Annotated in this window: 19 protein-coding genes; 12 read left to right on the top strand and 7 right to left on the bottom strand. The window is 69.2% G+C overall.

Features of this window, described 5'->3' with window-relative positions:
• Nucleotides 1–100 precede the first annotated feature (100 nt).
• Nucleotides 101–1867 carry an acetyl/propionyl/methylcrotonyl-CoA carboxylase subunit alpha gene (locus ACLF6J_RS12010; RefSeq protein ID WP_047523574.1) on the bottom strand — a complete coding sequence of 589 codons (1767 nt, stop codon included), beginning with the start codon at nucleotides 1865–1867 and terminating at the stop codon, nucleotides 101–103.
• A 78-nt stretch (nucleotides 1868–1945) separates the two neighbouring features.
• A complete protein-coding gene (locus ACLF6J_RS12005) occupies nucleotides 1946–2584 on the bottom strand; it encodes a Maf family protein (RefSeq protein WP_134353858.1) in 639 nt (212 codons plus the stop codon).
• Between the two features lie 23 nt (nucleotides 2585–2607).
• Here ACLF6J_RS12005 and ACLF6J_RS12000 point away from each other — a divergent pair, with 23 nt between their 5' ends.
• The 5 genes from ACLF6J_RS12000 to ACLF6J_RS11980 all read left to right on the top strand — a co-directional run bounded on the left by ACLF6J_RS12000 (nucleotide 2608) and on the right by ACLF6J_RS11980 (nucleotide 8258).
• The gene (locus ACLF6J_RS12000; protein WP_134351742.1) at nucleotides 2608–3855 is read left to right on the top strand and encodes a class I SAM-dependent RNA methyltransferase; all 1248 of its coding nucleotides are present in this window, start codon (nucleotides 2608–2610) and stop codon (nucleotides 3853–3855) included.
• A gap of 41 nt (nucleotides 3856–3896) precedes the next feature.
• A complete protein-coding gene (locus tag ACLF6J_RS11995; protein WP_047523572.1) occupies nucleotides 3897–4556 on the top strand; it encodes a response regulator transcription factor in 660 nt (219 codons plus the stop codon).
• Complete coding sequence (locus ACLF6J_RS11990; RefSeq protein WP_134351740.1) at nucleotides 4546–5781, top strand: ATP-binding protein; 1236 nt, start codon at nucleotides 4546–4548, stop codon at nucleotides 5779–5781. The genes ACLF6J_RS11995 and ACLF6J_RS11990 overlap by 11 nt, the downstream gene beginning before the upstream one ends.
• Entirely contained in the window at nucleotides 5778–6785 is a 1008-nt protein-coding gene (locus ACLF6J_RS11985; RefSeq protein WP_244093478.1) for a hypothetical protein, read from the top strand. The genes ACLF6J_RS11990 and ACLF6J_RS11985 overlap by 4 nt, the downstream gene beginning before the upstream one ends.
• 273 nt (nucleotides 6786–7058) lie before the next feature.
• Nucleotides 7059–8258, top strand: a complete 1200-nt coding sequence (locus tag ACLF6J_RS11980) for an ROK family transcriptional regulator (protein WP_134353857.1) — start codon at nucleotides 7059–7061, stop codon at nucleotides 8256–8258.
• 39 nt (nucleotides 8259–8297) lie between these two features.
• Here the strand turns inward: ACLF6J_RS11980 and ACLF6J_RS11975 are convergent, their stop codons facing one another.
• From ACLF6J_RS11975 to ACLF6J_RS11960, 4 genes are all read right to left on the bottom strand, one after another.
• Nucleotides 8298–8540 carry an acyl-CoA carboxylase subunit epsilon gene (locus ACLF6J_RS11975; RefSeq protein WP_231555063.1) on the bottom strand — a complete coding sequence of 81 codons (243 nt, stop codon included), beginning with the start codon at nucleotides 8538–8540 and terminating at the stop codon, nucleotides 8298–8300.
• Nucleotides 8537–10126 carry an acyl-CoA carboxylase subunit beta gene (locus ACLF6J_RS11970; protein WP_372491404.1) on the bottom strand — a complete coding sequence of 530 codons (1590 nt, stop codon included), beginning with the start codon at nucleotides 10124–10126 and terminating at the stop codon, nucleotides 8537–8539. Before ACLF6J_RS11970 ends, ACLF6J_RS11975 begins: the two co-directional genes overlap by 4 nt.
• Nucleotides 10127–10214: 88 nt before the next feature.
• Nucleotides 10215–11213 carry a hypothetical protein gene (locus ACLF6J_RS11965; protein WP_244093477.1) on the bottom strand — a complete coding sequence of 333 codons (999 nt, stop codon included), beginning with the start codon at nucleotides 11211–11213 and terminating at the stop codon, nucleotides 10215–10217.
• An 83-nt stretch (nucleotides 11214–11296) separates the two neighbouring features.
• Nucleotides 11297–11989, bottom strand: a complete 693-nt coding sequence (locus ACLF6J_RS11960; protein WP_047523569.1) for an NTP transferase domain-containing protein — start codon at nucleotides 11987–11989, stop codon at nucleotides 11297–11299.
• 248 nt (nucleotides 11990–12237) lie between these two features.
• On the opposite strand from ACLF6J_RS11960, the gene ACLF6J_RS11955 reads away from it, so the two are divergent.
• Genes ACLF6J_RS11955 through ACLF6J_RS11945 form a run of 3 tightly spaced genes read left to right on the top strand, consistent with a single transcriptional unit; the run spans nucleotide 12238 to nucleotide 16050 of the window.
• The gene (locus tag ACLF6J_RS11955) at nucleotides 12238–14202 is read left to right on the top strand and encodes an ABC transporter ATP-binding protein (protein ID WP_244093476.1); all 1965 of its coding nucleotides are present in this window, start codon (nucleotides 12238–12240) and stop codon (nucleotides 14200–14202) included.
• Entirely contained in the window at nucleotides 14178–15743 is a 1566-nt protein-coding gene (locus ACLF6J_RS11950; protein WP_134351734.1) for a hypothetical protein, read from the top strand. Before ACLF6J_RS11955 ends, ACLF6J_RS11950 begins: the two co-directional genes overlap by 25 nt.
• A gap of 40 nt (nucleotides 15744–15783) precedes the next feature.
• Nucleotides 15784–16050: a DUF3039 domain-containing protein gene (locus ACLF6J_RS11945; protein ID WP_026049764.1), complete on the top strand. Its 267-nt coding sequence runs from the start codon at nucleotides 15784–15786 to the stop codon at nucleotides 16048–16050.
• A gap of 2 nt (nucleotides 16051–16052) precedes the next feature.
• Here the strand turns inward: ACLF6J_RS11945 and ACLF6J_RS11940 are convergent, their stop codons facing one another.
• Nucleotides 16053–17378, bottom strand: coding sequence for a nicotinate phosphoribosyltransferase (locus tag ACLF6J_RS11940; RefSeq protein WP_134351732.1), 1326 nt, complete (start codon nucleotides 17376–17378; stop codon nucleotides 16053–16055).
• A gap of 63 nt (nucleotides 17379–17441) precedes the next feature.
• On the opposite strand from ACLF6J_RS11940, the gene murI reads away from it, so the two are divergent.
• From murI to ACLF6J_RS11920, 4 genes are all read left to right on the top strand, one after another.
• On the top strand, nucleotides 17442–18272 hold the full coding sequence (murI, locus tag ACLF6J_RS11935) for a glutamate racemase (protein ID WP_131492660.1): 831 nt from the start codon (nucleotides 17442–17444) through the stop codon (nucleotides 18270–18272).
• A 53-nt stretch (nucleotides 18273–18325) separates the two neighbouring features.
• Nucleotides 18326–19063: a ribonuclease PH gene (gene rph, locus ACLF6J_RS11930; RefSeq protein WP_131492658.1), complete on the top strand. Its 738-nt coding sequence runs from the start codon at nucleotides 18326–18328 to the stop codon at nucleotides 19061–19063.
• Nucleotides 19060–19659: an RdgB/HAM1 family non-canonical purine NTP pyrophosphatase gene (gene rdgB / locus ACLF6J_RS11925; protein WP_134351730.1), complete on the top strand. Its 600-nt coding sequence runs from the start codon at nucleotides 19060–19062 to the stop codon at nucleotides 19657–19659. The genes rph and rdgB overlap by 4 nt, the downstream gene beginning before the upstream one ends.
• A 62-nt stretch (nucleotides 19660–19721) precedes the next feature.
• A complete protein-coding gene (locus ACLF6J_RS11920; RefSeq protein ID WP_134351728.1) occupies nucleotides 19722–20300 on the top strand; it encodes a dihydrofolate reductase family protein in 579 nt (192 codons plus the stop codon).
• Nucleotides 20301–20336 lie beyond the last annotated feature (36 nt).

The raw sequence follows: 20336 nt of genomic DNA, 5'->3' as shown, positions 1-20336 counted from the left end.
GCCTGACGCCGAAACCCCGTGTGGCAGACATCTGCACCACGGGGTTTCGGCGTTCACCGGGGGTCTCGGCGAACAACGCGATGAGACCGGACGGTGGAGGTCAGCTGATGGTGAGCAGCTGATGTCCCGCGGAGACCGTCGTTCCGGCGTCCGCGTTGATGTTGCCGATGACGCCGTCCTTGTGCGCCTGGAGCGGCTGCTCCATCTTCATCGCCTCGAGCACGACGACGAGGTCGCCCTTGACGACCTGCTGACCGTCCTCGACCGCGATCTTGACGACGGTCGCCTGCATGGGGGACTTCACCGCATCGCCGGAGGCTCCGGCATTGGCGGTGGTCGCGTGGCTGCGACGGGACGGCGGCACGGCAGCCGGGCGACCCGCGGTGCCCGGGGCGACGGCGACGCGATCGGGGAGGCTCACCTCGAGGCGCTTGCCGGAGACCTCGACGACGACCGTGTGGCGCGAATCGGCGGGTGCCGGGGCTTCGAGCTCACCGTCCCAGGCCGGGATGTCGTTGACGAACTCCGTCTCGATCCACCGGGTGAAGACTCCGAACTCGCCGTTCTCCGCGGTGAACGCGGGATCGCGGACGACCTTGCGGTGGAACGGGATGACCGTGGGGAGTCCGGCGACCTCGAACTCGTCGAGTGCGCGGCGCGAACGCTCGAGCGCCTCGGCGCGGTCCTTGCCCGTGACGATGATCTTCGCGAGGAGCGAATCGAAAGCCCCCGAGACCGCGTCCCCGGCGGTGACGCCCGAGTCGAGGCGGATGCCGGGACCGCCGAAGGTCTTGAACACGTGGATCGGCCCGGGCTGGGGGAGGAATCCGCGACCGGGGTCCTCGCCGTTGATCCGGAACTCGAACGAGTGTCCCTGGGGCTCGGGGTCGTCGTAGTCGATGGTGCCGCCGGCCGCGATGCGGAACTGCTCGCGGACCAGGTCGATGCCGGTGACCTCTTCGGAGACCGGATGCTCGACCTGCAGTCGGGTGTTCACTTCGAGGAACGACACCGTGCCGTCGGCACCGATGAGGAACTCGCAGGTGCCGGCACCGACGTAGCCGACCTCCTTCAGGATGGCCTTCGAGGCGGAGTACAGCTGCGCGTTCTGCTCGTCCGTCAGGAACGGGGCCGGAGCCTCTTCGACGAGCTTCTGATGACGGCGCTGCAACGAGCAGTCGCGCGTCGAGATCACGACGACGTTGCCCGCGGCATCGGCCAGGCACTGGGTCTCGACGTGGCGCGGCTTGTCGAGGTACTTCTCCACGAAGCACTCGCCGCGGCCGAACGCCGCGACGGCTTCGCGGGTGGCCGACTCGAAGAGCTCGGCGACCTCGTCGAGCTCGCGGGCGACCTTGAGGCCGCGGCCGCCGCCGCCGTAGGCGGCCTTGATGGCGATGGGGAGGCCGAATTCCTTCGCGAAGGCGATGACCTCGTCGGCACCGTCGACGGGACCGGGTGTGCCGGGCGCGAGGGGCGCGCCGACCTTCTCGGCCACGTGGCGCGCGGTCACCTTGTCGCCGAGAGCCTCGATGGCCTCGGGGGACGGGCCGATCCAGGTCATCCCCGCATCGATGATCGCGCGCGCGAACTCGGCGTTCTCGGCCAGGAAGCCGTAGCCGGGGTGCACGGCGTCGGCACCGGCACGGCGGGCGATCGACAGGATCTTCTCGATCTGGAGGTACGTCTCCGCGCTGGTCGAGCCGCCGAGAGCGTAGGCCTCGTCGGCCAGACGCGTGTGCAGGGCGTCCCGATCCTGATCGGCGTAGACGGCGACCGAGGCGATCCCGGAGTCACGAGCGGCGCGGATGATGCGTACGGCGATCTCGCCGCGGTTGGCGATGAGCACCTTGGCGATAGCAGGCATGCTTGCCAGCCTAGCGAGAACGCCCCCGATCCCTTTGACGACTCCCCACAAGAAAGTGGCAGAAACGTGGAGGGGAGTCTACGACCACAGGTCCGTCCACGGCACGCCGAGCTCGGTGGCCAGGCGCCGCACGGTCGACAACGACATCCCCACGACGGTGGAGGGGTCGCCGTCCACGCGGGTGATGAAGGCCCCGCCCAGGCTGTCGACCGTGAACGCCCCCGCCACATGCAGGGGTTCGCCCGACGCCACATACGCGGCGATCTCGGCATCGCTGACATCGTCGGCGAAGGTCACCGCGGCCTCGGCGACCGCGGTCGCCTCGACGGGCGTCCGGCCGGGCGCGACACGGAAGACGGAGTGCCCGGAATGCAGGATGCCCGTGGCACCGCGCATCTCCTGCCAGCGTCGCGTGGCCTCCTCGGGGGTGTAGGGCTTGCCGTAGACGCGCCCGCCGAGTGCGAACATCGAATCCCCGCCGATCACGAGGCCGTCGAAGACCCCCTCCTCGGCGAGACCCCGCGCGACCGCGGCAGCCTTCGCCCGGGCGAGCAGCAGCACGAGCTCCGCAGGGGCCAGCGGGGTGCCGCGCTCTTCCTCCGCGGCGGCGGCGACGGCGTCTTCGTCGACGTCCGGGGAGACGGTGAGCGGTTCGATGCCCGCCTGCCGCAGCAGCATGAGTCGGGCCGGTGAGGTCGAGGCGAGGCAGACGCGCATGTCCACCACCGTATCCTCGAAGGATGACTTCCTCCGCAGCCGACGTGCTCGAGCTCGACATCACCGGCATCGCACACGGGGGCACCTTCATCGCCCGCCACGAGGGGCGCGTGGTCTTCGTCTCGGACGCGGTCCCCGGGGAGCGCGTCCGTGCGCGACGGATCGCCCCGCAGGACGGGGCCGATGCCTCGACCCGCAGCTTCTGGCGAGCGGAGACGATCGAGGTGCTGGAGGCGTCGGAGCATCGGCGGCCGCACATCTGGGCCGAGGCCGACGTCTCGAGGGATCCCGCGGACCGCCCCGGCGGCGCCGACCTCGGGCACATCGCGCTCGACCACCAGCGAGTGCTCAAGCGCCAGGTGCTGACCGAGGCGCTCGACCGTTTCGCCGGGGAGGGACTCGTCGCCCCGGAGATCGAGGCCGTCGAATCCGGAGACGGCACCGGATGGCGTACGCGTGTGACCCTGCACGTCGACGACGCGGGCGAGGTGGGGCCGTTCGCCGCACGCAGCCACCGGGTCGTCCCCGTGTCCTCCCACCCGCTCGCTCGCCCGGCGATCGCGGAGGCCGCGCTCGCGCTCCGCGGTGAGGCTCCCGGTCGTATCGAGCTCGTCGAGCCCGCCGACGGTCGCGTGCGCATCATCCGCCGCGAGGAGACGGCGCGTCCGGCCAAGGTCGCGCGCGGCTTCCGGCGCCGTCCGACTCCCGAGACGATCCAGGAACTCGTCGGAGACCGGCCCTTCCAGCTGGACGCGACGGGATTCTGGCAGGTCCATCCGCGGGCGGCCTCCGTGCTCGACGCCGCGGTGTACGGCATCCTCGACGGACACGTCGACGAGGCGAAGACGCACTACGACCTGTACGGCGGTGTCGGTCTCTTCGCCGCGACACTCGCCGATCTCGGCGGCACCGACATCGTCACGGTGGAGTCGAGCGCACGGGCCACTGAGCACGCGGCCGCCAACCTCGCGCCGCTCGAGGTCACCGCGGTCACCGCGCGGGTCGACCGCTTCCTGTCCACGCGCCGGAGCAGCGGTCGCACGGGGGCCGTGATCCTCGACCCGCCTCGCGCAGGAGCGGGCCGTCAGGTCGTCGAGGCCGTGCACGCGCTCGCGCCGGAGGCCGTCGCCTACGTCGCCTGCGATCCGGTCGCCCTCTCCCGTGATCTCGGGACCTTCCGGGCGCTGGGGTGGAACGTCGATCGTCTTCGAGGTTTCGATCTGTTCCCGCACTCGCACCACTTCGAGGTCGTCGCGCTGCTGACGCGCTGAGCCGTCGGCGACCGTCTGCGCGGACTCACTAGGCTGGGTGGATGAGCAGGGTCGCACTCATCGACGATCACGAGTCCGTTCGCCTCGGCCTCGAGGCCGCGTGCGCGCGCGACTCGCAGACGGTGGTCTTCTCCGGGAGCACGGTCGTGTCGTACCTGGAATGGCGGGCCTCGGCGTCTGCCGCTCCTGCCGACGTCGTGGTCCTCGACCTCACCCTGGGCGACGGCAGCACCGTGACCGAGAACGTGTCATCGCTGGTGAACGACGGCGCGAGCGTGGTCATCCACAGCGTCGCCGACCGTCCCGCGGCCGTGCGTGAGGCTCTGTCCGCCGGTGCCGCAGGGGTCGTCAGCAAGTCGTCCGCTCTCGATGACGTGATGGATGCGATCCGGACCGTCGCTCAGGGCGAAGCGCTCAATAACGTCGAATGGGCCAGTGCCGTCGACGGTGACCGGGCCTTCGCCGACGCGCAGCTCTCCAGCCGGGAGCGGGAGGTGCTCCGGCTGTATGCCGCGGGCCTTCCGCTGAAGGCGGTCGCCGAGCGTCTCGGCGTCGCCTACTCGACCGCCAAGGAGAACATCACGCGCGTACGCGTCAAGTACGTCGAGGTCGGTCGGCCCGCACCCACGAAGGTCGATCTCCTCCGTCGAGCGATGGAGGACGGCATCGTCGCGGCAGACGGGGCGTCGAGTGCCCGCTGATCCGCTCAGCATCCGCGATGCCTGGAGCAAGATCCCGTCTCCGGGCAGCACGGAGACCGAGTTCGAGCGATTCACGGGCAAACGCATGGAGCGGATCCTCGCGATCGTCGTCGCGATCGGATCCTCGGCCTTGGGCGCCCAGGCGCTGTTCGCCGCGGTGAACACCCTGTCCCAGGCGGACGTGGTGCACATCGTGATGGTCGTCGTGGTGTTCGTCCCGCTCGCGGCGATGCTGGTCGCCTGCCTGGTCGGCCGCGGCGTGCGCACCTTCTCGGGCCTCTTCGCCGTGGTCTACCTGCTGGCGCTCGCCGCGTGGCCGACGGTCGTGGACCCCGCCGACAAGAGTGCCGGCGATCAGCCCTGGATCTTCTTCCTCGTGAACGTGGGGGTGGTCGCGGCGATGCTCGCGTTCCCCCTCCGGCTCCAGTTCGCGTGGGCGGCCGTGATGCCGTTCGTCTACGGTTACGTGCGTCTCGTGCAGGGCGAGTTCTCGCGGGAGTTCTGGGTCACGACCGCCTTCGATGTCTCCTTCACGCTCATCCTCGGCGTGGTGATCATCTCGCTCGGCTGGATGTTCCGCTCCGTCGCAGCCGGCGTCGACGAGGCACGAGGGCAAGCCGTCGCCTCCTACTCCACCGCAGCCGCTGCCGCCGCGGCCGAGGAGGAACGCGTGGCGATGTCGGCGCTCATGCATGACAGCGTCCTCGCGGCGTTGATCGCCGCCGAGCGGGCGGAGGGGGAGCGGGCGGAGGAGCTCGCGGTCGCGATGGCTCGGGAGGCTCTCACACGTCTCGCGAACACGGAAGCCGCCGTGTCCCAGGAGGGCACCGACGAGCCCGTGGGGATCGCGCAGATCGTGGTCGAACTCCGCCGTTCGCTCTCGGAGCTCGGTGCCGACGCGATCGTCGAGGAGCGCGGCGGGATCGGAATGATCCCCGGACGGGCGGCGCGAGCCCTCGTGCTGGCCGCACGGCAGGCGATCGGGAACGCCGTGTCCCACGCGAACAGCCGCGGGTTGCACATCATCGTCGAGGCGTGTGGTGACCGAGGGATCTCCGTGACCGTGTCGGACACGGGGCCGGGTTTCGACATCACGGCGATCGGCGCCGACCGGCTCGGGATCCGCGCCTCCATCTTCGCCCGCATGGCCGGAGTCGCCGGCACCGCGGACATCCGATCCGATGAGCAGGGCACGACCGTCGTGCTGGGGTGGGAGCGCTCGTGAACCGGACCGTCCGCAGCGTCGCCACCTCGCTCGCCGTGGGGTTCGCGCTGTACTTCGCCGCGCGCGCGATCTGGTGGATCGAGCAGCCGACGGCGCCGTTGTTGATGATCGTCGCGATCGGCATCTACCTCGTGGCCGTGAACATCGCGATCCTGGGCGACGCGACGTCTGTGCGGATGCCTCTGTGGTCGGCGGTGCTGGCCCTGCTCGCGAGTGCCCTCATCCCCGCCCTGGTCACGTTCTCTCTGGAGCCCGCCGACCGCACCGCCCCTTTCGCCACCTGGTACATCGGCGGGCTCGGGCTCCTCGGTGTCGTATGCATCGTCCGCCGTCGGTTCCTGATCGGCTGGCTGACGCTCGCGGTTCTCGTCGCGGCCTCCTCGGCATACCTCGGGATCGGCGTGGCGCTCACCCTCGGCCTGGTCGGCTCGATCATGTGGATCGTCGTCGCCCGACTCCTCGTGATGTTCTGGGATCGCGCGGTGCGCGACACCGAACGGCTCGCCGAGATCCAGCAGGCGGTCTCGGCCTGGCACGCCACCCAGAGCGTGCGCCAGCGGGAGAGGCGTCTGCGCACGCAGTTCGCCCTGGCGGTCGCCGGGCCGGTGCTCGGTCGTGTCGTCGCCTCCCGTGGCGCCCTCGACGACCGGGAGCGACTCGAAGCGCGCCTCGCCGAGGGGCGGCTGCGCGACGAGCTGCGCGGAGCGGATCTGCTCAACGACGCCGTGCGCAACGCGATCGACGCCGCCCGTCTGCGCGGCGCCGTCGTCACGGTCTTCGACGAGGGCGGATTCGACGGCATCGACGAAGCGCGACGCAGCGAGATCCGGGACGAGCTCGCCTCCGTGCTCATGCAGGCGCAGAGCGCGCGGCTCATCATCCGTTCGGCTCGCGATGCCCGTGTCGCGGTGACCGTCGTCGGGCGTGCGGGGACGCGTGCCTCGGGCGACGATGACGCAGTCGACCTGTGGCATGAGATCGCTCGGGAGGCCGAAGCCGTCTGAGGACGCCGCGCTCCCGACAGGATGAGGAGAGTGGGCGAGGGGCGGCGTTGTCGCCAGCCCCTCGCCGTGCGGACAGTTACCCGAAAACCGTCCGCTGGTGGCCGATCAGCGTCTGTCTACCCTGGGACAGAGAGACCAGCCGAACGCGAAGCGTCTCCTCCAGTCTGGGGGTTCTTCCATTCGTTGTCTGTAGGTATTTTGGGGGACACGATTTCTCGCTCGATGAGGGATCATAGGACGATGGGAACGCGTCGGGGAACCAACCTTCCGCGGATGGGGGACTTCAATCAGTCCGTTGTCCTGGAGGCGATCCGACAGTCCGGGGAAGGGCTGAGCCGCATCGAACTCGCCTCCGCCACCGGGCTGTCCGCACAGACGGTGACGAACATCACCCGCCGACTCCTCGATGATGGATTCATCCGTGAGGCGGGGCGCACCATCAACGGTCCGGGCAAACCCCGCGTGACCCTGCGGCTCGTCCCGGACAGTCGCTTCGCGGTGGGGGTGCACCTCGACCCCGCCATCATGACCTTCGTCCTGCTCGACCTGTCCGGCGCCGTCGTGCGTCGGAAGAGCATACGCACCCCGGCGAAGGATCCGCGGTGGATCATCTCCGCCATGGCGGCCACCATCGACGCCTTGATCGCCGAGGCGGACGTGGACCGGGACCGGATCGCCGGGGTGGGAGTCGCCGCCCCCGGGCCCCTCGATGCGGAGAAGGGCACGGTGATCGACCCGCCGAAGCTGCTCGGCTGGCACCGGGTGCGGCTGCGTGCGGTGCTCGCCGAAGCGACCGGTCTTCCCGTGCTGATCGAGAAGGACACGACTGCCGCTGCGTCGGGCGAACTGTGGACGCGGCGCGCGTCGGCCGACGATTCGTTCGTCTTCATCTATCTGGGTACCGGGATCGGGGCCGCCCTCGCCAGGGAGGGGGAGGTCGTGCCCGGGAGCACACGCAACATCGGAGAGGTCGGGCACGTGATCGTGGATCCGGACGGTCCGCGGTGCACCTGCGGTTCTCGGGGATGCGTCGAGGTCGTCTGCACGCCACAGGCCATCGTCGAACAGGCGGAGCGTGCGGGGGTGTTCCAGGACGATCGCGAGGCGAGCGATGTCGAGTCCGTCGACGAGCGCTTCGGGGAGCTCTGCGAGCGTGCCGGCCGCGACGACGTCGCCGCTCTGGCCGTGCTGCGGCAGGCGGCTGTGCACATGTCCGTCCTGACCGCCGCGCTCGCGAACATGCTCGACGTGGACCGCGTCGTGTTCGGAGGCCCGTTCTGGTCGCGGCTCGCGGAGGTGTACCTCAGCGAGATCCCCGGTCGCCTCGATCGGGCGAGCGCGACACGGGCGGTGCGCACGCTGCCCGTCGACGGGACGGTCGTCGGCGACGACGTGGGCGCGGTGGGCGCCGGCTGCGTGGTGCTCGACTCCGTGCTCAGTCCCCGCGCCTCGGGGCTCCTGCTCGACGGCTGAGCTCTCACCGCCTGACGCACGAGGCGCAGGCCGGGGGCGTCACCCGGAGAAGCGCCCCCACGGGATGTCACGGCGCAGCGGACGCCGGAGCGGACGCTGCGTGCGGGTCCAGGCGGACACGGTCGGCTCATCGGCCACGGCGTCCGCCGCTTCGGACGCATAGGCCTCGCTGATCACCGCGATGAGTGCGGCCAGCTCTTCTTCAGTGGCTGAACCGCGCGTGATCGTGAGCATCGACGCCGCCTGCTCCGATGCGTCGGCCCCGGCCTCCCGTGCGGTCACAGCGGGATGTTCCCATGCTTCTTCGGCGGAAGCTCGGCGCGCTTGCCCCGCAGCGCACGCAGTGCCTTCGCGATCGACACGCGCGTGTTCGCCGGCTCGATGATGCCGTCGAGCTCTCCGCGCTCCGCCGCGAGGAACGGTGAGGCGACGTTGTACGTGTACTCGTTCGCCAGGCGGGTGCGCACGGCGGCGACGTCTTCGCCGGCGTCCTCGGCCTTCTTGATCTCGCCGCGGTACAGGATGTTCACAGCACCCTGCCCGCCCATGACGGCGATCTCCGCCGTCGGCCAGGCGAGGTTCACGTCGGCGCCGAGCTGCTTCGATCCCATCACGATGTACGCGCCGCCGTAGGCCTTGCGCAGGATCACCGTGACGAGCGGGACCGTGGCCTCCGCGTAGGCGTAGAGCAGCTTCGCGCCGCGGCGGATGACACCCGTCCACTCCTGGTCGGTTCCCGGCAGGTAACCGGGGACGTCGACGAGGGTGACGATCGGGATGGAGAACGCGTCGCAGAACCGGACGAAGCGGCTCGCCTTCTCGCCGGCTTCGATGTTCAGCGTTCCGGCCATCTGCGACGGCTGATTCGCGATGATGCCGACGGAGCGGCCCTCGATGCGGCCGAACCCGATCACGATGTTCGGGGCGAACAGCGGCTGCACCTCGAGGAAGTCGCCCTCGTCGACCACGTGCTCGATGACGGTGTGGATGTCGTACGGCTGGTTCGTGGAGTCGGGGACGATCGTGTTCAGCACACGGTCGGCGTCGGTGGTCTCGAACTCGAAGGTGCTCTCGTACGAGGGCAGCTCCGCCATGTTGTTGTCCGGAAGGAAGCTCAGCAGCGTGCGCGCGTAGTCGATCGCGTCGTCTTCGTCCTCGGCGAGGTAGTGCGCGACGCCCGAGCGCGTGTTGTGCGTGAGCGCGCCGCCGAGTTCCTCCATGCCGACGTCCTCGCCGGTCACGGTCTTGATCACGTCGGGACCGGTGACGAACATCTGGCTGGTCTTGTCGACCATGATGACGAAGTCCGTGAGCGCGGGGGAGTACACGGCGCCACCGGCCGCGGGGCCCATGATGATGGAGATCTGAGGGATCACGCCGGAGGCGCGGGTGTTGAGGCGGAAGATCTCGCCGTACTTGCCGAGGGCGACGACGCCCTCCTGGATACGCGCACCGCCTGAGTCGAGGATGCCGATGCAGGGCATCCCGCCGGCGAGGGCGAACTCCATGATCTTCACGATCTTCTCGCCGGCGACTTCGCCGAGTGAGCCGCCGAAGGTCGAGAAGTCCTGCGAGTACACCGCGACGGTGCGCCCGTTGATCGTGCCGACACCGGTGACGACCGAGTCGCCGTAGGGGCGGGAGCGGTCCATGCCGAAGGCGGTGGTGCGGTGGCGCACATACTCGTCGAACTCGACGAAGCTTCCGGGGTCGACGAGCAGTTCGATGCGCTCACGGGCGGTCATCTTGCCCTTGGCGTGCTGCTTCTCCTTCGCCTTGGCTTCTGCGTCGACGACGGCTTCGGTGTAGCGAGCGCGCAGATCCGCGATCTTGCCGGCGGTGGTAAAGAGGTCGGGCTTGTCCGTCACGGATTCCACCCTAGCGCCGGGTCGGCCCGGTCTGTTGGATGCTCGGCACAACGGGTCGGCCGATCCTTTGGCGACCTACGCGCAGTGCTCAGTGTGCGGCGTCCGCATCCGCTGCCGTCGGGGCGTCGTTCTCCCGCTTCACGTCGGCGGTTTTCGCGGGATCGTTCTCCTCCAACTCCGGGTCCGACTTCGGGGAACGGCCGAGGGAGAGGGCCTTGCGACCGACCCAGCCGACTCCGCGGACGGTCGTTCCTGCCGCACCGGCCACGGCGTTGCCGGCATACCGCGCGCCGCGGAGCATCCGCAGCTCGAGCTTCTCCGCTCCCGGCACCGGTTCGAGCTCGAGCGGCAGATCGATCGGAGCCGCACCGAAAGCCTTGTGCGAGGTCGTGAGCACGCGACGGCCGAGGATGTTGTTCCCTGCCCCGCCGATGGCTGCGCCGACGCCGAACGGGAGGGCCTTGCCGATCATGGAGGCGCCGCCCTTCGCGGCGAACTGCTTCACGAACATGCTCTTGAGCTGATCGACCAGTGGGCCGACGGCGGCGCGGGGGAGCGACTTCGTGACGAGTTCACCCCAGTACGACGATCTGCTCCCGCCGCGTCCGGCTACCTGCCCGGCGAGCTGACCGACCAGATCGACGCCCTCCTTGCCGAGCATCAAGGTCATCACCAGGGCGCGCGCACGGTCGGGGTTGGCGACCGCGATGCCGTGCACCTCGGCGACCGACTGCGCGAACAGGGCCGTCGACTCCACGAAGCCCACGGTCTCGACACCGGACAGCGCGAGAGTCACGCCGGTGCCGATGCCGGGAACGACGGCGGTCGCGCCCACCGCGGCACCACCGGTGGTCACGGCGGCGAGATAGCGGCGTTCGAGGATCCGGATGATCTCGGTGGGCGTGGCCTGAGGGTGGCGAAGACGGATGCTGCGGATGTGCGCGAGCACGAGCGGGCGCTGGATCGAGAGCACGCGGTCGAGGCCGCGTACCATCATCGGGTGCTCGGAAGACCCGGAAGGGGGCACGCCCTTGTCCCACGGAGCGTCATCCGGCAACGAGTGGATCTTGTGCACCTGGCGAGCCATGGAGCGATCTTACGAAGCTCGGCCGCGAAAACGCCGAAAGCCCGGTCCCTCGAGGGAACCGGGCTTTCGCACGACGGATCAGATCAGACGAAGAGGTTCGCCCGCTCGAGGTCTTCCGCGAAGTCGACCTCGACCGCGTACAGGTCGGAGACATCCATCGGCTCGAGCAGCAGGGCGTCTTCCGCGATGGCGAGCTCGAGGCCGCGCTCGAAGTAGTCCTGGTCCTCGACGCGCTGCAGCTGGCGCATGAACGCCTTCTTGTGCGTGGACGAGATGTAGTTGATGCCGACCGCCTCGCCGAGCCCGCCCTTGACGGTCTTGGAGAGCTCCTTGATGAAGCCCTCGGCCGTGACCGTGTACTTCACCTCTTCGTCGCTGACCTTCGAGGTGTTGACGGTCACGAACGACTGGTCGCGCTCGATGTAGGCGGCCGCGCGGCCGAGGATCATCGGGTCGAAGACCACATCGCCGTTCATCCACAGCACGCCGCCCTTGCCGGTGGCGCCGAGAGCGCGCAGCAGGCTCTTCGACGTGTTCGTCTCGTCGTAGCGCTCGTTGTGGACGTAGTTGACCTGGGGAAAGGCTTCGATGATGGTCTCTGCGCGGTAGCCGACCACGGTCGTGATGCGCGCGTCGGACCCGAAGGCGGCGCGGATGTTGTCGTGCTGCTGGCCCATGATCGTGCGGCCGTCGCTCAGTTCGGTGAGCGGCTTCGGCAGCGCGCGCCCGAGGCGCGAGCCCATGCCGGCGGCGAGGATGACGGTCTGAAGAGTCACGAGTGCTCCTAAAGGAAGTTGTGTTCACGGTCGGTTCACCGACCAGACACTTCGTCGTGCCGCGTTCATGGTAGCGATTCAGGCTGGGAAGCTCGGGGTGCGAAGGCTCCCGTTGCCATTTCGTGACCGAGTACACACCGGACGCACAGGCTCGCACACGGAGCGCGATCGCCCCGGATCGCGGGGATCCGGCGGCGGTTTGTTGCGCGGCGGCTTGGCTTGCGCCCACCCCTTGATACCGTAGGACGGTGACTTCCTCCCCTGACGACCGCACCGCCCAGGTGGACGATACCGAAGCCTTCCCGCGGGACACGTCGGTGAGCAGTTCGGCATCGTCCACGCAGGCCTCGGAGGCGTCGATGGATGCCGAGAAGCCCGCTCCCAAGAAGTCCGCGCCCAAGAAAGCTGCGGCCAAGAAGCCCGCTCCCAAGAAGCCCGCGGCCACGGAACCTGCCGCCAAGAAGTCGGCGGCCACGAAGCCGACGACCGCACGTACCTCGGGGACGACGCCGACGAAGACCAGCACGACGAAGACCAGCACGACGAAGACCGGCGCGGCGAAGAAGCCCGCGACCTCGAAAACCGCCGCGAAGACTTCCGTGAAGGCTCCCGCGAAGTCCACGACGACAAAGGCTGCGGCGGAGAAGGCCGCCCCGACTGCCGAGGTCGTGGTCGAGCCGTTGCCGAAGGCGATGGACGAGCAGCCCGCGAAGACGACCAGCACCGCGCGAACCGCAGCGGACGCGCGGAAGGCAGCGGCGAAGAACACCGCCTCGCGAGCTGCCGCGACGAAGTCCTCCGGATCGACGGCTGCCTCGGACCGCGCCGCGGCCGTGCGTGTCGCCGCACCGCGGGCCGCCGTCACCGGGGCGAAGGCCGCTGCGCCGAAGGCTGCGGGAAAGACGCCCGCGACGAAGTCCACGGCCGCGAAGACGGCGGCGGCGAAGACCGCAGCCGCCAAGTCGGCCGCCACCAAGTCCACCGCCCGCGCGGCGACCGCGAAGACGGCTGCAGCGAAGACCACGGCAGCGAAGAAGTCGGCGGCGGCGAGGGCGGCTGCGGCGAAGGCGAAGGCCGAGGCCGATGACGTGAAGGCCGCGCAGACCGATGCCGCGCTCGTGATCGAAGACTCGCCGGTGACCGAGTCTGCCCCGGCGACCGAGTCTGCCCCGGCGACCGAGTCTGCTCCGGCGACCGAGTCTGCTCCGTCGTCCGAGCTCGAGTCCGCCCCCGAGGCCGAATCGGCGACGACGGATGCCTCCGTGGCTGCGGTTCCGGCCGTGGACGACCAGGAGACGCCCGGAACGGAGAGCGGTGAGGACCACGCCGAGCAGACGCTCGTCGCCGAGGCCGACGCAGCCGACGAGGTGACGACGCTCGAAGTCGTCGAGGCTGTCGCCGACTCCGATGATGCGGTGGTCGACGCCCCGGGACGGACCGACGCGACGTCCGCCGGGGAAGCGGTCAGCGTCCGCGGCCTCGTCAAGCAGTTCGGCGACAACCGGGCGGTCGGCGGGATCGACCTCTCGGTGCCTGCGGGTTCGTTCTACGGAGTCGTCGGTCCCAACGGTGCGGGCAAGACGACCACGCTCTCGATCGTCGCAGGCCTTCTGCGGGCCGATGAAGGCAGCGTCACGATCTGCGGTGTCGACCAGGCCGCGCAGCCGCAGGCCGCGAAACGGCTCATGGGCGTGCTGCCCGACCGGCTGCGGACGTTCGACCGGCTCACCGGACGCCAGCTCCTCTACTACTACGGACTCCTTCGGGGGCTCTCCGCCGACGTGATCGAGAAGCGTGCGGCCGATCTCGCCCGCGCATTCGACCTCGGTGACGCTCTCAGCCGGGTCGTTTCGGACTACTCGGCGGGTATGACGAAGAAGATCATGCTCGCCGGCGCGATGATCCACTCGCCGCGCGTCCTGGTGCTGGATGAGCCGTTCGAGTCGGTCGATCCGGTCTCCTCCGCGGTCATCCTGGACATCCTGCGCGCCTACGTCTCGCACGGCGGGACCGTGATCCTCTCCAGTCATGGGATGGATCTAGTCGAGCGTGTCTGCTCCCGGGTGGCCATCATCGTCGGCGGTGAAGTGCTCGCCGAGGGCACGATCGACGAGGTGCGCGCAGGGCAGACGCTCGAAGCGCGCTTCGTCGAACTTGCCGGCTCCAGCGGTGAGGTGGAGGGGCTCGAGTGGCTGCACACGTTCTCCGACTGAGGCTCGCTCTCCTTCTCGGGTCGCTCCGCGGCGAACGCCGGTTTCGGACGCTCCTCGTGTTCGCGGCCGTCATCGCGGTCACGACCGTGGTGTGCATCGCCGTGTTCACGCTGTCGGGTGCGCCCGTCCCGGTCGCGCAGGCGGTCACGGTGCTCGGCGGAGCCGCGCTGCTCCTGGGTTTCCTCGTGGGCCCGATCCTCGTCGGCGCGGTCGACCCGCTCGACCCGCGACGCTTCGCCGTGTTCGGTGTGGACGAGCGCCGGATGCCGTGGGTGCTCACCCTCGCCTCATTCGTCAGTGTGCCCAGTCTCGCCCTCGTCGCCGTCTACACGAGCGTCTGCATCGTCGCGATCGGAGACGGCACGCCCTGGCCCCTCGCGGTGCTGATGACGATCGTCGGCATCCTCACGACCGTGCTCATATCGCGGATCGGCATGGCCATCAACGCCCTGCTGCTGCCGGAGCGTCGGTCCCGCGAGCTCACGGCGTTGTTCGCCCTCGCTCTGCTCGTGATCGCGTTCCCCGTGGCGGTGTTCCTCGGCTCCCTGCGCTGGGACGGGCTCGTGCCTGATTCCTTGTCGACGTTGTCGACCGTGCTCGGGTTCACCCCGTTCGCGGCGTCGCCCGCCTTCCTCTTCGCGTCCGCGGCGGGCGAGACCGCGGCTGCCTGGGTCAGCGGCACCATCGCCGTCCTCACCGTCGGTCTCCTCTGGGCGGCCTGGACCTGGCTCGTGCGACGCCTGCTCACGACCACCGAGCGTCCCGTCGCCTCGAGAGAGCGCACCGGACTCGGCTGGTTCGGGCTGCTGCCGTCCAACGCGTTCGGTGCGATCGCCTCGCGGAGCCTCGTGTACTGGCTCCGGGATCGCCGCTACATCATGAACATCATCGTCGTCCCGGTCGCCGGTGTGCTCACGGTGCTGCCGCTGATCGTCGCCGGTGTGCCAGTCGAGATCGCCGCGCTCGTGCCGGTGCCGGTGATGGCACTGTTCTTCGGATGGCTGCCCCACAACGACGTCGCCTACGACTCGACCGCACTGTGGACCCACGTCGCGAGCGGTGTGCGTGGGCTTCCCGATCGCCTCGGTCGACTGGTTCCCGTGCTGCTCGTCGCGATTCCGGTCCTCGCGATCGCGGTACCGCTCTCGCTGCTGCTGATCGGAGACTGGAGTCTGCTCCTTCCGCTCGGCGGCCTCGCAGCGAGCCTGCTCTTCTCCGCCCTGGGCATCTCGAGCATCGTCTCGGTGGTCGCGCCGTACGCGGTCTCCCGTCCCGGCGACAGTCCGTTCCAGCAGCCGCAGCGGCCGACGTCGCGCGGTGCGTACGGGCCGGCTGCAGCGTTCCTCGGCGCGATCGTGCTCAGTGTCCCGACGATCTGGCTGTTCGCGGCCACGATCGTCGAGGGTTCGGCGTATGCGCCGGCGACGTTCTGGGTCGGCCTTCTCATCGGCCTCGGCGTCCTCGCCGCGGGTGCAGTCATCGGCGGTCGCATCTTCGAGCGCAGCGGTGAGCGGCTGATGGAGTTCGTCGAGACCGCGTGACACCCGCCCGCGAGGGGCTCGACGCCGCTAGACTCACGGGATGAGTACTCCGCTGGACAGCCCCGATCAGGGCGGCGTGGCAACGCTTGATCGCGAACTGGAAGAGCTCCTCCGCGAGGAGAATCTCGAACCGGGCGACCATGAGCGCTTCTCGCATTATGTGAAGAAGGACAAGATCCTCGAGTCTGCGATCACCGGCAAGCCGGTGCGCGCGCTGTGTGGCAAGAAGTGGACACCGGGTCGTGACCCGGAGAAGTTCCCGATCTGCCCCACGTGCAAGGAGATCTACGAGTCGATGATCGGCTGACCTCAGTCGGCCTCGACGTACACGGTGGGAATCGCCGGGTCGGACTTGCTGAGCGCGAGAGCGCGCACGGGAAGCTCCTCGCGCACCCGCAGGTGGTGCGTCCGCGCGGCCGCCGTTCCCTCCGTCCCCTCGTGTGCGGTGTCGATGTCGCCCGCCTCGACGAACGTCACCTGCAGCGGGCGGCCGTCGGGATGCTCCGATGGTGTGTCCAGCTCCTCGAAGCCGTCGGAGACCACGACCGTCTCCGCGGTCGCGACGCCGTCGACGAGCGTCCGGAACGCAGCCTTGCGTCCGCCGTACGAGGCCTTGTCCGCGGACGCCTTGGCGACCGCGATCCAGGCCCCCGCCGCGTCCTGCCGTGCCACGAGCTTGTAGACCATGCTCGCGGTCGGGTATCCGGAGCCGGTGACGACCGAGGTCCCGACACCGTAGGCGTCGACCGGCGACGCGGCGAGTGCCGCGATCGCATACTCGTCGAGATCGCTCGTCACGGTGATCCGCGTGGACGTCGCCCCGAGTTCGTCGAGCTGCACCCGCACATCACCGGCGACGATCGGGAGATCGCCCGAATCGATACGCACGCCGCCCAGGTCGGTGCCCGCGACGCGGATCGCGGTCTCGACCCCGTTCCGGATGTCGTAGGTGTCGACGAGCAGCGTCGTGCCGACGCCCATGCTGTCGACCTGTGCGCGGAACGCCTCTTCCTCGGTGTCGTGCAGGAGCGTCCAGGAATGAGCGGCGGTGCCCATCGTCGGGATGCCCCAGCTCCGGCCCGCTTCGAGGTTGCTGGTGGCGCTGAACCCTGCGATGTACGCGGCGCGTGCGGCGGCGACCGCGGACCGTTCGGCAGCACGGCGCGAGCCCATCTCCGCCAGCGGACGCTCGCCCGCGGCGATGCTCATCCGCGATGCGGCCGTGGCCACGGCGGAGTCGTGGTTGAGCACGCTCAGGGCGAGTGTCTCCAGCACCACGGCATCCGCGAACGTTCCCTCGACGGTGAGGATGGGGGAGCCGGGGAAGTAGAGCTCGCCCTCTCGATAGCCCCGGATCGTGCCCGTGAAGCGGTACTCCTCGAGGTGCTTCAGCGATGTCGCGTCCACCACCTGCTCGTCGCGGAGGAACCGAAGCTCGTCGTCACCGAAGCGGAACTCGCGCAGCAGTTCGAGGAATCGTCCGGTGCCTGCGACCACTCCGAATCGGCGGCCGCCGGAGAGTCGGCGGGAGAAGAGCTCGAAGACGCTCGGGCGGAAAGCCGTCCCGTCGCGGAGCGAGGCAGCGAGCATCGTCAGCTCGTAGCGGTCGGTGAGCAGCGCCGTCGACGTGGTCATGCGCTCAGCTTACTGAGCGTGCTGATGCACGCGGAGGTGCGCACGCGGGTAGGCTGGGGAGTCATGAACGACGCGCCCATCGGGATCTTCGACTCCGGTGTCGGCGGGCTCACGGTGGCGCGGGCCATCCGCGCCCAGCTGCCCCGTGAGTCGTTCGTCTATATCGGCGACACCGCCCATTCCCCCTACGGCCCCAAGCCCATCGCCGACGTGCGTCGCTATTCCCTCGAGGTGCTGGACACACTCGTCGAGCAGGGCGTGAAGATGCTCGTGATCGCGTGCAACACCGCGTCGTCGGCCATGCTCCGCGACGCACGCGAGCGCTACGACATCCCGGTGGTCGAGGTGATCGGTCCCGCCGTCCGCCGCGCCGTCTCCACCACGAGGAACGGGCGCGTCGGCGTGATCGGCACGGTCGGCACGATCGGATCGCGCGCGTACCAGGACATGCTCGAGGTGAATGAGCGGCTGCAGGTGTTCACGGCTGCCTGTCCGCGCTTCGTCGAGTTCGTCGAAGCGGGGATCACCGGTACTCCCGAAGTGCTCGCCGTCGCCGAGGAGTACCTCGCCCCGCTGCGGGACGCCGGCGTCGACACCCTGGTCCTCGGCTGCACGCACTATCCGTTCCTGCGCGGTGCGATCAGCTACGTGATGGGGGAGGGCGTGACGCTCGTCTCCAGCGACGATGAGACCGCCGGCGACGTCTACCGCCAGCTGGTGCGGGGAGATCTGCTCGCGTCGCCCGATGCCACGGCCACCTATGTCTACGAGGCCACCGGCGTCTCGGCCGATGACTTCACCGCGCTGGCCAATCGCCTGATGGGCCGGGAGGTCCGCGACGTGCAGCTCGTCCAGACCGGCGTGATCACCCTTCCCGAGCACACCTTCGAGTAACACCGTGTCGAGCCATCCCGACTCGACGCATCACCCTGACCCGAGAGAAGCACATGACCGACATCGTCCGCGTCGACGGCCGTTCCACCGATCAGCTGCGTGAGATCACCATCGAGCGCGGCTGGAGCGCACAGGCCGAGGGTTCGGCCCTGATCAGCTTCGGCGGCACGAAGGTGCTGTGCACCGCCTCGTTCACCAACGGCGTCCCGCGCTGGTTGACCGGCAAGGGCAAGGGGTGGGTCACGGCCGAGTACGCCATGCTCCCGCGCGCCACGAACAGTCGCAACGACCGCGAGAGCGTGAAGGGGCGCATCGGCGGACGCACGCACGAGATCTCCCGGCTCATCGGTCGCGCCCTTCGCGCCGTGGTCGACACCAAGGCGCTCGGTGAGAACACGATCGTCATCGACTGCGACGTGCTGCAGGCGGACGGGGGCACGCGCACCGCGGCCATCACCGGCGCATACGTCGCGCTGGCCGACGCGATCGAGTGGGGGCGCGAGAAGAAGTTCATCGGCAAGAACTCCACGCCGCTGCTCGACTCCGTGGCCGCGGTGTCGGTCGGGATCATCGACGGCGAGCCCATGCTCGATCTGGCATACGTCGAGGACGTGCGCGCCGAGACCGACATGAACGTCGTGGTCACGGGCCGCGGACTGTTCGTCGAGGTCCAGGGCACAGCCGAGGGGGCGCCGTTCGACAAGCGCGAACTGGATGCGCTGCTCGAGCTCGGGGTGTCCGGATGCGACGAGCTGAAGGGCAAGCAGCTCGCCGCGTTGGCGGGGGAATGACGATGAAGGTCGTCCTCGCGACGCACAATCCGCACAAGGTCGCGGAGTTCCAGCAGATCGTCGCGCAGGCGCGACCCGACCTCGAGGTCGTCGGCTACGACGGCCCGGAACCGGTCGAGGACGGTGTGACCTTCGCCGAGAACGCACTGATCAAGGCGCGGGCGGCGGCGACGCACACCGGGCTCCCCGCTCTGGCCGACGACTCCGGTATCTGCGTCGACGTCCTGGGCGGTTCGCCCGGGGTCTTCTCCGCGTACTGGGCGGGCCAGAAGAAGGATGCCGGGGCGAATCTCGCGCTCCTGCTGGATCAGCTGCGCGACATCGCCGACCCGCATCGGACCGCGCACTTCACCTCGACCATCGCCCTGGTGATGCCCGACGGCCGGGAGCGGGTCGTCGAAGGCCGGTGGCCGGGGCGTCTGTCACACGAGGCGTCCGGTGGCGGTGGTTTCGGCTACGACCCGATCTTCATCCCCGACGGTCAGCCGCACGGCGAGGAGCGTACGGTGGGCGACTTCAGTGCGGAGGAGAAGCAGTCGCAGTCGCATCGTGCGCGTGCGTTCGCGGAACTGCTGCCGGTGCTCGCTGCACTCTGACGGCCGAAGAAGCGTAACCACTACGGTTGACGTACTTCACGTGTAGTGCTTATCGTGACGGCATGCGTGAACTGACCTACTACATCGGTGTCTCCCTCGACGGCTTCATCGCGGGCCCCGCGGACGAGGTCGACTTCTATCCCGTCACCCCGGCGTTCGCCGAGTCGCTCGGCACGGAGTTCGCCGACGTGCAGCCGACCTTCGCCCGCGCGGGGCGCGGAGGGGCAGACGCTCCGGTGACGCAGTTCGACACGGTCCTCATGGGGCGCCGGACCTACGAGCCGGCGTTGCAGGTGGGGGTGACCGACCCGTACGCGCACCTGCGCACCATCGTGTTCAGCCGCACGCTCGCCGATCCCGCGGATCCGAACGTCGAGATCGTGCGCACCGATCCGGTCGAACGCGTGCGGCAGGTGAAGGCCGAGGACGGGCTGGGGATCTACCTCGCCGGAGGCGCTGTGCTCGCCGGAGCGCTGATCGACGAGATCGACCGCCTCATCGTCAAGAAGTATCCGGTGATCGCGGGAGACGGGATCCCGATGGCGAGGTTCGCGTTCGCGCCGAAGTCGTTCGACCTCGAGGAAGCCCGGACCTTCGACAACGGATGCGTCGTGCTCACCTACGTGCGCACCCGTCGGTGAACCGCTGGTGACGCTGAGAATCGTTACCCTTCCCGA

The sequence above is a fragment of the Microbacterium sp. IO18 genome (genome assembly GCF_049099505.1).
Taxonomy (GTDB): domain Bacteria; phylum Actinomycetota; class Actinomycetes; order Actinomycetales; family Microbacteriaceae; genus Microbacterium; species Microbacterium aurugineum.
Note: the sequence above shows the minus strand (reverse complement) of the source record. Positions and strands in the feature narration are given on the sequence as shown.

Excerpts from the sequence above, each read along its gene's own strand:
- ACLF6J_RS12010 (WP_047523574.1), bottom strand. The coding sequence starts at position 1,867 with ATGCCTGCTATCGCCAAGGTGCTCATCGCCAACCGCGGCGAGATCGCC.
- ACLF6J_RS12005 (WP_134353858.1), bottom strand. The coding sequence starts at position 2,584 with ATGCGCGTCTGCCTCGCCTCGACCTCACCGGCCCGACTCATGCTGCTG.
- ACLF6J_RS12000 (WP_134351742.1), top strand. The coding sequence starts at position 2,608 with ATGACTTCCTCCGCAGCCGACGTGCTCGAGCTCGACATCACCGGCATC.
- ACLF6J_RS11995 (WP_047523572.1), top strand. The coding sequence starts at position 3,897 with ATGAGCAGGGTCGCACTCATCGACGATCACGAGTCCGTTCGCCTCGGC.
- ACLF6J_RS11980 (WP_134353857.1), top strand. The coding sequence starts at position 7,059 with ATGGGGGACTTCAATCAGTCCGTTGTCCTGGAGGCGATCCGACAGTCC.
- ACLF6J_RS11965 (WP_244093477.1), bottom strand. The coding sequence starts at position 11,213 with ATGGCTCGCCAGGTGCACAAGATCCACTCGTTGCCGGATGACGCTCCG.
- ACLF6J_RS11945 (WP_026049764.1), top strand. The coding sequence starts at position 15,784 with ATGAGTACTCCGCTGGACAGCCCCGATCAGGGCGGCGTGGCAACGCTT.
- ACLF6J_RS11940 (WP_134351732.1), bottom strand. The coding sequence starts at position 17,378 with ATGACCACGTCGACGGCGCTGCTCACCGACCGCTACGAGCTGACGATG.
- murI (WP_131492660.1), top strand. The coding sequence starts at position 17,442 with ATGAACGACGCGCCCATCGGGATCTTCGACTCCGGTGTCGGCGGGCTC.
- rph (WP_131492658.1), top strand. The coding sequence starts at position 18,326 with ATGACCGACATCGTCCGCGTCGACGGCCGTTCCACCGATCAGCTGCGT.
- rdgB (WP_134351730.1), top strand. The coding sequence starts at position 19,060 with ATGACGATGAAGGTCGTCCTCGCGACGCACAATCCGCACAAGGTCGCG.
- ACLF6J_RS11920 (WP_134351728.1), top strand. The coding sequence starts at position 19,722 with ATGCGTGAACTGACCTACTACATCGGTGTCTCCCTCGACGGCTTCATC.